This window comes from Thioclava sp. F1Mire-8 (assembly GCF_002213165.1).
Classification (GTDB): domain Bacteria; phylum Pseudomonadota; class Alphaproteobacteria; order Rhodobacterales; family Rhodobacteraceae; genus Thioclava; species Thioclava nitratireducens.
This window is the reverse complement of sequence record NZ_NBNY01000004.1, coordinates 295,447-308,889: the sequence shown is the minus strand read 5'-3', so window position 1 is coordinate 308,889 and position 13,443 is coordinate 295,447. Positions and strand designations below refer to the sequence as shown.

Sequence of the window (13,443 nt, the reverse complement as noted above, 5' to 3'; positions counted from 1 at the left end):
TGCCATGGATAACGACATGAACATTTCGACCCTTGCGCTGCTTGGCGGCGCGCATGTTCATCTGCCGGACCACCTGCAGCAGATGAAGGCGCGCGGCTTTAGTGTCGGCTACGTGCATGATCGCGATCCGGACCGCCGCGACCGGCTTTGCGCCGAGCTTGACGCAAAGCCCCTCGCGACGCTCGACGCGCTTCAGGGGCTGCAAACGGCGGGCGCAGTCGTCTGCAGCGAGACGGCCCACCATGCCATCGATATCGGAGCGGCGCTGTCTGCGGGTCTGCCGGTCTTTTCGGAGAAGCCGCTCGCCGGTAGCGCCCGCGACGCCGAGGCCGTGGCGCAGCACTCCGCGAAGGCCGAAGCGATACTGCACACTGCGTATTTCTTCCGAACCGTGCCCGCCCTGCGCAAGGCGAAGGGTTGGGTCTCCGAGGGGCGGCTGGGCGAGGTACGATCGGCGAGAATGCTCTTCAATCACGACGGCGGCTACGCGGACTGGCTGAATCTCGACAGTTGGATGACCGACCCGGAGCTCGCCTGCTACGACGGGTTCGTCGACGAGGCGGTGCACGCGATCGACGCCTTGCAGTGGATACTCGGGCCGATCCGCGAGGGACATGCGGCCACCGGCAACGCGCTGGGGTGGCCCTTGAACGATCACGGTGCCGCAATCCTGCGCTTTGCGAGCGGCGCCACCGGCGTCGTCGAAGCGGGCTGGACCGACACCCGGATGCGGCTCGAACTGGACCTCGTGGGCGATGCTGGTGCGATTTCACTCAAGGAAGGCGAGATGACGCTGACCCCGCGCGGGGCCGAGAGCCCGACCGAGCGCATGGTGCTCGATCCGCTCGACGCGGGCACCGGAATCCTGCCTTTCCTGAGCGCGCTCGAAGGCCGTGCCGCACCGGGGCTGGTCTCGGCCGCCGAGGCGGCGCGCGTCAACCGGGTGCTGGACGATCTCGGGCTTCGGCTCAACTGAACACGCGAAAGGAGCACGACGATGGATTATGGACTTCAAGGCAAAACGGCCCTGATCACGGGCGGCGCCTCGGGCATCGGCAAAGCCGCCGCCAGAACGCTGTTGGCCGAGGGCGCGCAGGTTATCCTCGTGGACCTCAAGGGTGACGAGGTGTCCCGCGCCGCCAAGGAGCTCGCCCACGGCACCTGCGCGCTTCAGGCCGACCTGCGCGATCCGAACCAGATCAAGGGTCTCGCCGCCACCACGCAAGAGCGCTTCACCATGCCGGACATCCTCGTCTGCGCGGCCGGTGTCACCGGCGCCAAGGGGCACCCGCTCGAGATGACGGACAGCGACTGGCACGACGCGTGGGAGAGCGATTTCATGTCGGTCGTCCGCACCGTGCGCGCCTTCGAGCCGACGATGGAAAACCGCGGCTGGGGTCGCGTCGTCATCCTCTGTTCCGAGAATGCGGCGCAGCCCTATGAGAACGAGGCGGTCTATAATGTGGCCAAGGCCGCGCTTCTCAATTTCGCCAAGGGGCTAAGCGGGGTGGCCGCGCGCCGGGGCGTGCTGGTCAATTGCGTCTCGCCCGCCTTTATCGAGACACCCATGACCGATGGGATGATGGCCCAGAAGGCGGATGCGGAAGGCATCAGCCATGACGAGGCTGTCCGGAGCTTCTTGAAATCGGATCGCCCGTGGCTGGCGCTGGAGCGGCGCGGCAGACCCGAGGAAGTGGCCGCGACCATCGCCTTCCTGTGTTCCGAGCAAGCCAGTTTCGTTGTCGGTGCCAATTACCGCGTGGACGGCGGCTCGGTCGCCTCCATCGCCGTGTGACGGTCGGGGGTCGAAGACGCGCTTGGTGCGTAGATCAAGCCGTCGCCGGAGGGCCCACGCCGCCATGGCAATACGCCTCAGGATCAGGAACCGGCGCTAAGCGGCGAGTCCGCCTCGGGAGAGGCGACCGCCACATGCCCCAGCTTCGCCTGCACCTCGCGCTCGTATTCGCCGACGCGCTGGACATTGTGCATGATCCGCGCAAACCACCGCATCGCATCAGTCGCCTGAAACGTCTCCTGCATCGTGTAGAGCCCAACATGCTCGCCCAGCAACAGGCCGCGCCGGTGCCGCGCGAGGCGATGGGCGACCGGGTCGGCCATCCGCGCCATGCGCTCCCCGATCTGCGGCAGATCGAGCGGACGTTCGGGCGACAGGCAGGCGGCGAACCATTGCGCGGGTCTGGGCGTGATCTTGCCGCGCAACAGGATCGGGATGTAGCCGCGGTGCTCGGCCTGCTCCACCAGACGCATGAGATGGTCGGCCTGATGCATCAGCGCGGCGAAGGCGGCGGCTTCGGCGGGCCGGTCTCGCGGGACCGAAATCTGCGCCATGTAATCCTTCAGGTCATCCAGAGCGATCGCGATCCGTGGCCCCAGCGTCGACATCCGCCGCAGATCGCGCGCGCGGCCGATCGCCAGCGAATAGGCTGCGAAAATCTCCTGCGCGGCCCAGATCACCATGGAATGCGCCGCTTGCATCGCGGCCCCTTCGTCGCTCAACAGGCGACGGTCCAGTTCCGGGGGCGCCCGCCCGCCGAGATCGGGCCGCAATTTCGCGACGAGCGTGGCGAATTGGCGAGTGACGGGAAGAAAGACCAGCGTTCCCAGCAGGTTGAACCCGGTGTGAAACAGCACGAGCGCCGTATCGACCCCGGTTCGCGCCGCCAGCCCCTCTAACGGAGCCGCGACCAGTTGCAGGAGGGGAAAGGCGATCACCATCGTTCCGCAATTGAACAGCAGGTTCGCGATCGCGGTCTGCTGCATCGCGCGCGATCCCCCGAGGGCCGCGATCAGCGCGGTGAAGGTGGTGCCGAGGTTCATCCCGATCACCGCCGCAGCCGCCTGGATCAGCGGCAGCGCACCGTTGCTGACCAGCACCAGCACAACCGCGATCGCCGCCGAGGAGGATTGCATCACCACCGTGACCGCGAGCCCCAGCGCCGCCATCGCGAGCAAGCCGCCCACCCCGGTTCCGGGCGTGCGCTCCACCGTGATCCAGGCCTCCGCCCCGGACATTCCCTGCTGCATCATGTCGAGCCCGATGAAGAGCAGGCAGAAGCCTGCAAGGACGCGCCCGATGCGCGCCGCCCGGCCATGCGAGAGAAACAGCGTCAGGCTCGCGAAGAACAAAAGCCCCATCGCCACCGCGCCCAGTTTCAGCTTGAAGCCCACCAGCGACACGATCCAGCCGGTGACCGTCGTGCCGATATTGGCGCCGTAGATCACGCCGAGCGCTTGCGGAAAACTAAGCAGTCCCGCGCCGACGAAGCCGACCGTCATCACCGTCGTCGCCGAAGACGACTGGATCACCGCCGTCGTCACCAGACCGCTCGCGACGCCCTTCAGCGGCGTGGTGGTGAACCGCGCCAGCAGGCGGCGCAGATTGGACCCGGCGGCTTCGCGCAGCGCCTCGGTCATTATCTTCATGCCGAGCAGGAACAGCCCGACTCCGCCAAGTGCCGCCAGTGTCTCCGACATGGTTCTCCATCCCTCGCGATCGAGCATGCGGCCGCGCGACACGGAATTCAAGCGCCGGCAGGAACGCCTCGCAAGGTTCTGTTTTGCCGGATGAATTCGTGATCGTCTGGCGTCGAAGACGGCAGTGCACGTTCGGCGCCCCCGCAGCGGGCTAACCGCGGGCGATGAATTCGAAAGAGCACTTCATTCCGGGCTTCGGCGCTTGAGGTTTCCTATCTACATGTCTCGCGGGGGCACTCCGCTGTTGCGTGACCCCTCGATGAACGCCGATCCTCAGTCGCAGCTATGCGTGCGAGTTGCAGGTCGGCGCGGCGGTCGCGGACGGGCTTTGGGAACTGCCGCAATTCGCGCGACTAGCCTGAGCCCGCGCGCCGCCCTGTCACAGGTTTCGCACGGAAGTCTGAGTGTTGGCATCGCCAGAAGTGGGCTATGCTCGCGAGGGTACCGCGCCTCCCGCGGTGCTCGGAAACGGTAGGAACGCGGCATGAGCCAATCCCTGAACCGCCTCGTCGAGCGGCAAATCCAGAAGGCCCTTGCGGAGGGCCAGTTGAGCGGGCTTTCCGGCGAGGGCAAGCCGCTCCCGGATCGCTCGGGCGAGGCATTTACCGACATGGCGACCGCCGTGGCCGCCCGGATCATGGCCGAAGCCGGCGCGCTGCCCGAGGAGTTCAAACTCAAGAAGCTGCTGGAGGCGGCCAAGCAGAGCTACCGGGAGGCGGAGGGAGACGAGGCCAAGCGCGTCGCTATGGCGCTGATCGCCGATCTGGAACAGCGCTACAACATCGCGGTCGAGGCGCGGCGGCGGTTCATGGCGCCGTAGGACGCGCCGGGTCATCATTGGCGCGATGCGCTTGACCCAGAACAAGGATTTCGGCGCGGAAAATGACGATGGTAGGGCGGCCCCTGAACGCACATCCATGGTCAGCCGAATGCCAGTCGCACCCGAAGACCTGCCCCTGCACGCCACCGCGCGCGCCTTGCTCGCCTTTCTCGCGCTGACCTTCGCGATCACCTGGGGCGTGATCGGCAGCTACATCTTCTTGTCCGCAGAAATGACCGCGCGGTTCGGCCAGATCAGCGGCTCCCATCCACTTTTCTTCCTCGCAACCTGGGCTCCGGCAATCGCAGGGTTCACGGTGGTCTTGTTCTCTGCCGGGCTTGGCGGCTTGCGCCGGTTCCTGTCGCGCCTTCTGATCTGGCACTGCCCGGTCTCGTGGTGGGGCTTCATCCTGCTCGTGATCCCGCTCGTCTTCATGGCGGGCTCACTGATCCAGGGCGGGCCCCTCCTTGCGCCGATGCCGCCCGAGGGCGTGGGCGCGACGGTCAGCGTGATGTTCATGATGCTGCTTCTCGGACCTATCGAGGAGTTCGGCTGGCGCGGCGTCGCACAACCGCTCTTGCAGCGCCATGTCGCCCCGTTCTGGGCCGGCGTGCTGATCGGCGCGATCTGGGGCATCTGGCACCTGCCCGCCTTCTACCTCGCCGGCGTGGTCTTCGCGCAGTGGAGCTTCCTGCCCTTCTTCATCGGCAATATCACCCTCGCGGTTCTGGTCACGCCGATTTTCAACGCGGCGCGTGGCAGCCTGCTGCTGCCGATGCTGTTTCACTGGCAGCTCATCAATCCGTTCTGGCCGGATGCGCAGCCTTGGGACACCTGGATACTGGTGGGCGTCGCCGCGTTGGTCGTCTGGTGGAAGCGCGAGAAGATGTTCACGCGCGCGGGCGCCGTGACTGAAGTGGTCCCCGGTGAGGCACGGCCATGAGGCGATGTGGCACAGGCAGACGCAATCACTTGGGAAAGCGGATTTCGGTCACATCGACGAGGAAGAAGGGGAAATAGTCCTCGGTTTCGAAGTTGTTCCCCGCTTCCACATGGGTCGGCAATCGAAACCCGTCGACATTACGGAACTCCGAGAGATAGCCGCCGAAGGGCTGAAGGCGGTAACGCTTTTGCGGGTTCGCATTGCTCCAGCGCTGGAAGCAGACCTGCTCCGGCCGGCCACTCTCGGCGACGGTGAGGTCGACCGCCTGCTCCAACCCGTCATGCCGCATCGTCATCCGGGCGATGTTCCTCGAGACCGGCTCCCAGGTCACATTCGGGCCCGGCAGCACTGCCGCGGGCGTCCAGAACACTGCCTCGGCCACGTAGCGACCGAAGGCGGAGCGTTTGTGATCCGCGCTGCCGCCGAACCGGGCCACGGGGGCGAGCCCGGCGACCCAGAACCGGGTCCATTTGGCGCTGTCGGAGCCGCCGAGGCGCATTCCACCGGAGCCGCCCGACATCGTCCAGACAAACCCGTGCGGCGCGGCGAGCACCTGCGTGGCGCGCATCGGCATGTAGCCCGGCGCGGATTTGTCACCCATGCCGAACTGTCCGTGCATCTCCAGCCGTGCGACGGTGTAAAGCGGCGTCCCCTCCGCGATGGCGAAGGTGAAAAACCGCCGCGCGGGCTCTGGAAGACCGGCGACCATATCGGCAGAGAAGCGCGGCGGATCGAAAGGCTGCGATGCGCTCAGTCGCGCCATCTCTGCGCGGTCGGCGCGCCGATCGAGACGCCGCCTCGCGAAAAGGCCGAAAAGCCCGATGGCGAGGATGGCGAATATCCAAAGAGCCATGCAGCTTCCCTACCTTTCCACGCTCAAGCGACCACGCGGCAACCGCCGCATCCCGAGCCGGATGATAGCATGAAGCGATCAGCGCAGGGCACGCCCTCTGACCTCTGCGTCCCGTTCGCACGGGTCATCGAAGAGATCGAACCACGCCTCGGAACATGTTGCGCGCGCGACCGGGGCGCGCCTGATATGCCTGTGACACAGCGCCTCTTCCAGCTCGGAAATTTCCGCGCTCTTGAGAAAACGGTAGGGGAGGAACGGGTCGGTTCGGGATGCCATGTGAGTTCCTTTCGCGAAAAGGGCCCCGTCACGCGCGCGCCGGGACCGGAGAAAAACGATATCAGCCGGGCAGACGCCGACGCGCGAGCGTACGCAGCAGCCCCTCGTAGCGGCCCAGCTCGTCCTTCAGACGCAGGCGACGCCGCTTGAGCCGTTGCAGCACACTCATGTCGCGCCAGGCCCGTTTCTGCTCCTGCTCCACACGCGCATCGAGGTCGCGATGCCGCGCCCGCAGGGCTGCGATACGGGCCGCGATGGCGGCATGGGTCCGATCCGAAAGGCTCATCTCTAAACTCCTGTAAAGATTGGGGTTCACTCGTGCCGAGGGGGGATCCTCGCGGGGAGACTGCGGGGGGACACAATCCGCCGCCTCCGTCATTCGCGCTCCCTCAAGGCCCCCTCGACAGATCAGAGTTGGGGTTGCGGGCGGGTAAGCTCAATCCTAAGTATCCAGAAGTTATGATCGGAAATTCCTATGGATAAGCCGCGCCTGCCGACCCTGCGCCAACTCGAATATTTCCGCGCCCTCGCGGATGCCGGGAACTTCCGCAAAGCGGCCGAGCGCGTCGGCGTGAGTCAGCCCTCGCTGAGCCAGCAGATCGTCAATCTCGAGGACACGCTCGGTGCGGCCCTCGTCGAACGCGGACGCAGCGGCGCGGTGCTGACGGCTGCCGGGCGCGAGGTGCGTGCGCGGATCGACGCCATTCTCGACGAGGTCGCAGCCCTTGCGGGCCTCGCCGAACATACACGCGCGGGCCTTGCCGGGACCTATCGACTCGGGGCATCGGCGACATTCGGGCCCTATCTGCTGCCGAGCGTGGTGCGACGGCTCCACGCCGAGCACCCCGAACTGCGCCTGTTCATCCGCGACGGGCAGCCGAGCGCCCTGCTCGACGATCTGCGCGCGGGCCACCTCGATCTGGTCCTGACGCAGCTGCCGGTGCTCTCGTCGGATTTCGCCGTCACCCGCCTGTTCCGCGAACCCCTCCAGCTTGCCGTCGCCGGGGATCATCGCCTCGCGGAGAAGACAAATGTCGAGGATGCCGATCTCGCGGGCGAGACGCTGCTCGTTCTGTCGAACGGGTTTTCGCTGCATGCCCAGCTTGTCGAGCTGGCGCGCGAGATGAAAACCACCCTGCGGCAGGATTACGAGGGAAGCAGCCTCGATGCGCTGCGCCAGATGGTGGCGATGAATATGGGCATCACGCTCCTGCCCGCGCTCTATGCCCATTCGGAGGTCGAGCAGGCCGGACGGGATATCGCCCTCGTGCCGTTCCGGCGCGGGCGGGTGATGCGCTCGATCGGGCTCGTGACCCGGCGCAGCGCGCGCATTCCGCCGGTCTTCGCCGAGGTGATCCGCGAGGTCGTGCGCACCGGTTTCGCGAAGGTGCTTCATCCCGAGAGCTGATTGCCGGGACGCGGGCGACAGGGACGCCGTCACGCGCCCGTGAAATTGCAGTTCCGGCCCCCTGCCCCTATCGTGCCGCGGAAACCGCCGATCAGGCGCGCAGGACTGGCCCCGTGGGAAATTCCCGACTGGCCCTGTCGCACCGGCAGACCACGAACACAAGCGGGCCGCGACCGCCGCGCCGAGACGCGTGGCCCGACAGGCAGCAAGACAGGAAGGCCCCTTCATGACCAAGACCGCCCTCATCACCGGAGCCACCGCAGGGTTCGGCGACGCAATCGCCCGCCGTTTCGCCCATGAGGGCTGGAAGGTCATCGTGACCGGGCGCCGTCAGGAACGGCTCGACGCGCTGGTCGAGGCACTCGGCGGACCGGAGGTCGCGCATCCCCTGTGCTTCGACATCCGCGACGAGGCGGCGACGCGTGCAGCGCTCGACAGCCTGCCCGAAGGTTTCGCGCAGATCGACGCGCTGATCAACAATGCGGGCCTCGCGCGCGGCACCGCGCCTGCGCAGGACTGCAATCTGGATGACTGGCGCGCGATGATCGACACCAATATCACCGGGCTCGCGGTGATGACGCGGCTCACGCTGGATCGGCTGATCGCGCGCCGCGGGCTGATCGTGAACCTCGCCTCGATCGCGGCGAACTGGCCCTATCCGGGCGACAATGTCTATGGCGGCACGAAAGCCTTCGTGCAGCAGTTCTCGCTTGGGCTGCGCTCGGACCTGTCGGGCACTGGCGTGCGCGTGACCTCGATCGAGCCGGGTCTGTCGGAGAGCGAATTCACCCTCGTGCGCACCGGTGGCGACAAGGCGGCCTATGACAAGCTCTATGCCGGGGCCGATCCGCTGCAGCCCGAGGATATCGCCGAGAGCATCTACTGGGTCGCCGCCCTGCCCGCGCATGTGAACATCAACTCGATCGAGATCATGCCGGTGAGCCAGAGCTGGGCGCCGTTCCAGATCCACCGCGAATAGTCCGAGGCAAGCCAATCGGAACCCGTGCTCGTGGGTATCTCCCTGTGCGGCGGCATCGTCTGGTGATTTGATCTGGCGATGCGCCGGGGCGAGAATAAGGCGCGCCTTGGCTGGGCCGAATATAAGCCCGCAAACGGAAAGGCGGGGCCCCCTGCCCGACCTTCGCCAATTCCGACGGCGCCGCGCTCGGATGCGCGCACCGCCGTTTTGGGTCAAGCGCCGGGCAAGCTCATTTCGGCATCAGCCGATAGAGTGCGCCCTCGCCCGCGTCCTCGATGATCCAGACCTCGCCATTGGGCCCCACGGCCACGTCGCGCACACGCATCTGCAGGTTCCAGCGCGCGATCTGGTCCGAGCCGTCGCCCGCCACCAGCGCCAGCCCCTGCCCGGCGAGCCCGCCGATCAGCATATCGCCTTGCCAGTCGGGAAAGTCGCGGCCCTGATAGACCGCAAGCCCTGCCGGCGCTATCACCGGCGTCCACCAGAGCTTCGGCGCAGCGAATTCGGGCCGCGTGTCGTGATCCGGGATCGGCTGGCCGGAATAGTGTCGGCCGTTCGAGACCGCGTTCCAACCGTAATTCCTGCCCTTCTCGATCAGGTTCAGCTCGTCGCCGCCACGCGGGCCCATCTCGTGCTCCCAGAGCTTGCCGTCCGGCGTGAAAGCGAGGCCGTATTGGTTGCGGTGCCCCTCAGTCCACGTCTCGGCGCGCACACCGCCCGCCCCTTCATGGGGATTGCCGGGCGCGGGCTGACCTTCGCGGGTCAGGCGCAGGATTTTGCCGCGCGGGTTGCCCGGGTCCTGCGCGGTGTCGGGCTGCATCCGGTCGCCGACCGTGAGATAAACCATTCCGTCGGGCCCGAAGGCGACGATCCCGCCCGGCTGGCCACGCCCGCCCGGCGTCTGCTGCCAGATCGTCTTCAGCTGCGTGAGCTGGGTGCCATCCAGCACCCCACGCGCCAGATGCAGCGCGTTATCCGGCGCGACATAGGTGATATAGACCTCGCGCGTCTCAGCGAAATCGGGCGGCACTGCAACATCGAGCAGCCCGTTCTGGCCGCTATATTGCACCTCTGGCAGCCCGCTGATCGCCTGCGCCCCGCCGCCCGTGACATGCCACATCTTGCCCGCCTTGCCGGTCACCAGCACCGAGCCATCGGGCAAGGGCGCGATCGCCCATGGGTTTTCCAGCAGCGCAACCGGCTTGAGGACGAAAGGAAGATCGCGGCTTATCGGCTTCTCGCCCACGTTTTGCGCGGCGGCAGGCGCGGCGAGGGGCGCAAGGCCGAGGCTCGAGAGGACGGGGATCGTCAGGGCGAGCGCCAGAGCGGCGGGCATACTCGGAAACGGGTTCATGAAGCACCTCCTCCCCTAGAGATGGGGCGGGGGCACGGAATGGGAAGGGCGCGCGATGGCAACGGGAGCGAGGGGCGCAGCCCCTCTGCCTGCGGCATTCACCCCGGGATATTTCGGCAAGCCCGAGGATTTGAGCGCGCCTCTTTGCTTCGGGTTTGCGAAAATATCCCGGGGTGACGCGCGCAGCGCGGGGGGCAGAGCCCCCCTGCCGTCACTTGAAGTTGCGGCTGTCCTTCAGCTGGTCCCAGGCCCAGACGACTTCCTGAAGCATCTCTTCCTGCGAGCGGTCGCCGCCGTTCATATCCGGGTGCAGCACCTTGATCAGCGCCTTGTAGCACTTGCGGATCTCAGCCTTGGACATCGAGTCCTTCGCCTCGAGAATGTCGAGCGCGCGGCGTTCGGTCGGCGGCAGCTTGCGCCCCATCGTCCGGCCCGGGTTCTTCGTGGCGTTGTCGCCGAGGATCTCATGCGGGTCCGAGATGCCGTGACGCGCCCAGCCCGCCTCTTCCTTGGCCTTGCTGAAGGGCTTCGTGGGCCGTTCCCAGACGGTCGCATTGTCCAGGAAAGCCTGGAATTCCTCCTCGGACTGACCCTGGAAATAATTCCAGTTCAGATTGTACTCGCGGACGTGGTCCTTGCAGAACCAGTAGTAGTCGTCGAGGATTTTCGGGCTTTTCGGCGCACGGTACTTGCCCGGCTCGTTGCAGCCTTCCTTGTCGCAGATCCGGGTCGAGGTCTCGAAAGCCCCCGACATGCCGCGTCTGCCACGCGAGCGGCGCTTCTTGTCCGCCGCGGCCGAAATGTTGAAGCCGAAAGGATCGCTGTTGCTCATGCTTGCCTCTTGCCTGCTGCCCGAATGCCACTTCGGGGCGGCATTTGGGCCTGCCTCCGAGTCGGGTCACGCAGTCTACTGGAAATGACGGATGTTGAAAGGGGGTCGGGCGGAAATGGGGCCGCTAATTGCACGGATCAAGGGCGAGCAAGGAGCGTCCCGACGGCAACGCGACTGGCGCGCTGGTGCGGGCGCGCGGCACGTTTCGGGTGGATTGGTCCGGTTCCAAGCCGCCCTACCTTCGCCCTGTCCGTAACGGTCAGTCCCCGTCGCCTGACGACCCGTCGCGGCTGGCGCGCAGTTTCGGCGCACGGCCCTCGGGCGCATCGGCGAGAAGCGCGCGGCGCTTGGCCTCGGGCGCGTCCTCGTCATTCGCCGCAGCCTCGGGATCGGGATGTGCACCGATCGCCTGCGCCGGATCGGCGCTGGTCGGGCGGCGGAATACCAGCAGGTTGTGATAGACCGTGGACTTACCCGTCAGGCCGGTGCGCTCTTCCGCAGGCAGGGTCTCTGCGCGCAGGTATTCCCAGCCGCGCGCCGCCATCTCGTTCATCACACCGGAAAGCGCATGGGCGAAACGGTCGGCGCCGGATTTCAGGCCGCGCTCCTTGTCGCCGCGCGCGGGCGCCGGGATGACCTTGTATTCGTAATGCTGCATGATGCACCTCAAGCTTTCGCGTCTTTCTAGCGGATGCCGGGTCCGGGTCAACTCACTCCAAGCCACACTGGCGGGAACGGGCCGATAAAAGCCCCGCGCATCGCGCACCATCGCCCCCTTGCACGCCTGCGCGCGATGGTTCACAAATCGACCCAACCACGAAAGGACGTCCGCGATGCTCGACCAGACCGCCAAGCCCACCGAAGAAATCGACCTGCGCGAGGTGTTCGGCCTCGATTCCGACATGAAGGTCAAAGGGTTTGCAGAGCGCACCGACCGCGTGCCGGAGATCGACTCCACCTACAAATTCGACCCCGACACCACGATGGCGATACTCGCAGGCTTTGCCTATAATCGCCGCGTGATGATCCAGGGTTATCACGGCACCGGGAAATCGACCCATATCGAACAGGTCGCCGCCCGCCTGAACTGGCCCTGTGTGCGCGTCAACCTCGACAGCCACGTCAGCCGGATCGACCTGATCGGCAAGGATGCGATCAAGCTGGTCGATGGCAAGCAGGTGACGGTGTTCCACGAGGGCATCCTGCCCTGGGCGCTGCGCAACCCGACCGCGATCGTCTTCGACGAATATGATGCGGGCCGCGCCGACGTGATGTTCGTGATCCAGCGGGTGCTGGAAGCCGACGGCAAGCTGACGCTGCTCGACCAGAACGAAGTGATCACGCCGAACCCCTATTTCCGTTTGTTCGCGACCTCGAACACGGTGGGTCTGGGCGACACGACGGGCCTCTACCACGGCACCCAGCAGATCAACCAGGGCCAGATGGACCGCTGGTCGCTGGTCTCGACGCTGAACTATCTCAGCCACGACGCCGAAGTCGCGATCGTTCTGTCGAAGAACCCGCAATACAACACGGCCGAGGGCCGCAAGGTGATCAGCCAGATGGTGACCGTGGCAGACCTGACGCGGACCGCCTTCATGAATGGCGATCTCTCGACGGTGATGTCGCCGCGCACGGTGATCGCCTGGGCCCAGAACGCGCGCATCTTCGACAATATCGGCTACGCGTTCCGCCTGAGCTTCCTCAACAAGTGCGACGAGCTGGAGCGTCAGACCGTGGCCGAGTTCTACCAGCGCCTCTTCGACGAGGAGCTGCCGGAATCGGCGGCGGCCATCGCCTCGTGATGCCGCGCCTCGCGATCCGGGGCGTGCTTCTCGCGGCGCTGCTGCCCTTCGCGGCGGCAGCCCAGGAGGCGCCCAAGGATGGCGAGATTTTCGCGGCGCTCACCGGCGATTGGAACGGCGACGGCACGCAGGATGCGGCGATGCTGGTGCAGAACGGTGCGGATGCAGCCGATCTGGTGGTCTATCTCGGCGATCCGACCTTCGGACTGAAGCGCGAGATGACGGTCGAGCGGGTTGTCTTCTCCGGTCAGGCAGGCGGCCAGACGCCATCTCTCGAGCCGCTTCCCAACGGCGCGTTCAAGCTGCATTCCGAGCAGATCGGCATCGGGCGCAACCCGTGGGAGAGCACCTATTCCATCGCGTGGCGCAATGGTGGTTTTGTCGTCTCGGGCTACAGCTACAGCTTCTACGACCGGATCGATAACGAGAATACCGGCACCTGCGACGTCAACCTGCTCAATGGGGATTACGTCATGACGCGGCGCGGGCAGGAGGCGAAAGGCTCGCAGGATCGTCGCGCCTTCCCGCTGAGTACGCTGCGCGCGGACTGGATGCCGATGATCTGCTCGGGGCTTTTCCAGTAACCGCTCGCGCTGCGACCTCTTCGCGAGGAGCGGCGCAAAAAAGCCCGGCACAAAGGCCGGGCTGGTACTCGTTACTCAACTAACTACGAAAAAC

General features: G+C 66.0%; 14 protein-coding genes. 8 read left to right on the top strand and 6 right to left on the bottom strand.

Annotated features, from left to right (window positions below; genetic code table 11):
• The first annotated feature begins 4 nt into the window (after positions 1-4).
• Positions 5-976 (top strand): Gfo/Idh/MocA family oxidoreductase, encoded by a 972-nt coding sequence (locus B6V75_RS15105; protein ID WP_088720233.1) that lies wholly within the window; start codon positions 5-7, stop codon positions 974-976.
• 21 nt (positions 977-997) lie between these two features.
• The gene (locus tag B6V75_RS15100) at positions 998-1,795 is read left to right on the top strand and encodes an SDR family oxidoreductase (RefSeq protein ID WP_075775579.1); all 798 of its coding nucleotides are present in this window, start codon (positions 998-1,000) and stop codon (positions 1,793-1,795) included.
• An 83-nt stretch (positions 1,796-1,878) separates the two neighbouring features.
• Here the strand turns inward: B6V75_RS15100 and B6V75_RS15095 are convergent, their stop codons facing one another.
• Positions 1,879-3,495, bottom strand: a complete 1,617-nt coding sequence (locus B6V75_RS15095; RefSeq protein ID WP_088720232.1) for a Na/Pi symporter — start codon at positions 3,493-3,495, stop codon at positions 1,879-1,881.
• 484 nt (positions 3,496-3,979) lie between these two features.
• Here B6V75_RS15095 and B6V75_RS15090 point away from each other — a divergent pair, with 484 nt between their 5' ends.
• Both B6V75_RS15090 and B6V75_RS15085 read left to right on the top strand, forming a co-directional pair.
• Entirely contained in the window at positions 3,980-4,315 is a 336-nt protein-coding gene (locus tag B6V75_RS15090) for a DUF1992 domain-containing protein (protein WP_088720231.1), read from the top strand.
• 31 nt (positions 4,316-4,346) lie between these two features.
• Entirely contained in the window at positions 4,347-5,258 is a 912-nt protein-coding gene (locus B6V75_RS15085; RefSeq protein ID WP_240496979.1) for a CPBP family intramembrane glutamic endopeptidase, read from the top strand.
• 25 nt (positions 5,259-5,283) lie between these two features.
• Here the strand turns inward: B6V75_RS15085 and B6V75_RS15080 are convergent, their stop codons facing one another.
• Both B6V75_RS15080 and B6V75_RS15070 read right to left on the bottom strand, forming a co-directional pair.
• The gene (locus tag B6V75_RS15080) at positions 5,284-6,111 is read right to left on the bottom strand and encodes a DUF6544 family protein (RefSeq protein WP_088720229.1); all 828 of its coding nucleotides are present in this window, start codon (positions 6,109-6,111) and stop codon (positions 5,284-5,286) included.
• Positions 6,112-6,448: 337 nt separating this feature from the next.
• Positions 6,449-6,673 carry a DUF465 domain-containing protein gene (locus B6V75_RS15070; RefSeq protein WP_075775584.1) on the bottom strand — a complete coding sequence of 75 codons (225 nt, stop codon included), beginning with the start codon at positions 6,671-6,673 and terminating at the stop codon, positions 6,449-6,451.
• Between the two features lie 189 nt (positions 6,674-6,862).
• Between B6V75_RS15070 and B6V75_RS15065 the strand changes: the two genes are divergently transcribed.
• The gene (locus B6V75_RS15065; protein WP_088720226.1) at positions 6,863-7,795 is read left to right on the top strand and encodes a hydrogen peroxide-inducible genes activator; all 933 of its coding nucleotides are present in this window, start codon (positions 6,863-6,865) and stop codon (positions 7,793-7,795) included.
• A 226-nt stretch (positions 7,796-8,021) separates the two neighbouring features.
• Entirely contained in the window at positions 8,022-8,774 is a 753-nt protein-coding gene (locus B6V75_RS15060) for an SDR family NAD(P)-dependent oxidoreductase (protein ID WP_088720225.1), read from the top strand.
• 229 nt (positions 8,775-9,003) lie between these two features.
• On the opposite strand, the gene B6V75_RS15055 is transcribed toward B6V75_RS15060, so the two are convergent.
• From B6V75_RS15055 to B6V75_RS15045, 3 genes are all read right to left on the bottom strand, one after another.
• Positions 9,004-10,128: a PQQ-dependent sugar dehydrogenase gene (locus tag B6V75_RS15055; RefSeq protein WP_206198500.1), complete on the bottom strand. Its 1,125-nt coding sequence runs from the start codon at positions 10,126-10,128 to the stop codon at positions 9,004-9,006.
• A 211-nt stretch (positions 10,129-10,339) separates the two neighbouring features.
• The gene (locus tag B6V75_RS15050) at positions 10,340-10,960 is read right to left on the bottom strand and encodes a DnaJ domain-containing protein (RefSeq protein WP_075775588.1); all 621 of its coding nucleotides are present in this window, start codon (positions 10,958-10,960) and stop codon (positions 10,340-10,342) included.
• Positions 10,961-11,219: 259 nt separating this feature from the next.
• A complete protein-coding gene (locus B6V75_RS15045; RefSeq protein WP_088720224.1) occupies positions 11,220-11,618 on the bottom strand; it encodes a DUF4177 domain-containing protein in 399 nt (132 codons plus the stop codon).
• Between the two features lie 175 nt (positions 11,619-11,793).
• On the opposite strand from B6V75_RS15045, the gene cobS reads away from it, so the two are divergent.
• Positions 11,794-12,765, top strand: coding sequence for a cobaltochelatase subunit CobS (cobS, locus tag B6V75_RS15040; protein ID WP_075775590.1), 972 nt, complete (start codon positions 11,794-11,796; stop codon positions 12,763-12,765).
• Positions 12,765-13,349 carry a hypothetical protein gene (locus B6V75_RS15035; protein WP_088720223.1) on the top strand — a complete coding sequence of 195 codons (585 nt, stop codon included), beginning with the start codon at positions 12,765-12,767 and terminating at the stop codon, positions 13,347-13,349. Before cobS ends, B6V75_RS15035 begins: the two co-directional genes overlap by 1 nt.
• Positions 13,350-13,443: the final 94 nt, after the last annotated feature.

Coding starts and splice junctions, on each gene's coding strand:
- B6V75_RS15095 (WP_088720232.1), bottom strand. CDS start 3,495: ATGTCGGAGACACTGGCGGCACTTGGCGGAGTCGGGCTGTTCCTGCTC.
- B6V75_RS15055 (WP_206198500.1), bottom strand. CDS start 10,128: ATGAACCCGTTTCCGAGTATGCCCGCCGCTCTGGCGCTCGCCCTGACG.
- B6V75_RS15045 (WP_088720224.1), bottom strand. CDS start 11,618: ATGCAGCATTACGAATACAAGGTCATCCCGGCGCCCGCGCGCGGCGAC.
- B6V75_RS15035 (WP_088720223.1), top strand. CDS start 12,765: ATGCCGCGCCTCGCGATCCGGGGCGTGCTTCTCGCGGCGCTGCTGCCC.
- B6V75_RS15100 (WP_075775579.1), top strand. CDS start 998: ATGGATTATGGACTTCAAGGCAAAACGGCCCTGATCACGGGCGGCGCC.
- B6V75_RS15090 (WP_088720231.1), top strand. CDS start 3,980: ATGAGCCAATCCCTGAACCGCCTCGTCGAGCGGCAAATCCAGAAGGCC.
- B6V75_RS15050 (WP_075775588.1), bottom strand. CDS start 10,960: ATGAGCAACAGCGATCCTTTCGGCTTCAACATTTCGGCCGCGGCGGAC.
- B6V75_RS15060 (WP_088720225.1), top strand. CDS start 8,022: ATGACCAAGACCGCCCTCATCACCGGAGCCACCGCAGGGTTCGGCGAC.
- B6V75_RS15070 (WP_075775584.1), bottom strand. CDS start 6,673: ATGAGCCTTTCGGATCGGACCCATGCCGCCATCGCGGCCCGTATCGCA.
- cobS (WP_075775590.1), top strand. CDS start 11,794: ATGCTCGACCAGACCGCCAAGCCCACCGAAGAAATCGACCTGCGCGAG.
- B6V75_RS15065 (WP_088720226.1), top strand. CDS start 6,863: ATGGATAAGCCGCGCCTGCCGACCCTGCGCCAACTCGAATATTTCCGC.
- B6V75_RS15080 (WP_088720229.1), bottom strand. CDS start 6,111: ATGGCTCTTTGGATATTCGCCATCCTCGCCATCGGGCTTTTCGGCCTT.
- B6V75_RS15105 (WP_088720233.1), top strand. CDS start 5: ATGGATAACGACATGAACATTTCGACCCTTGCGCTGCTTGGCGGCGCG.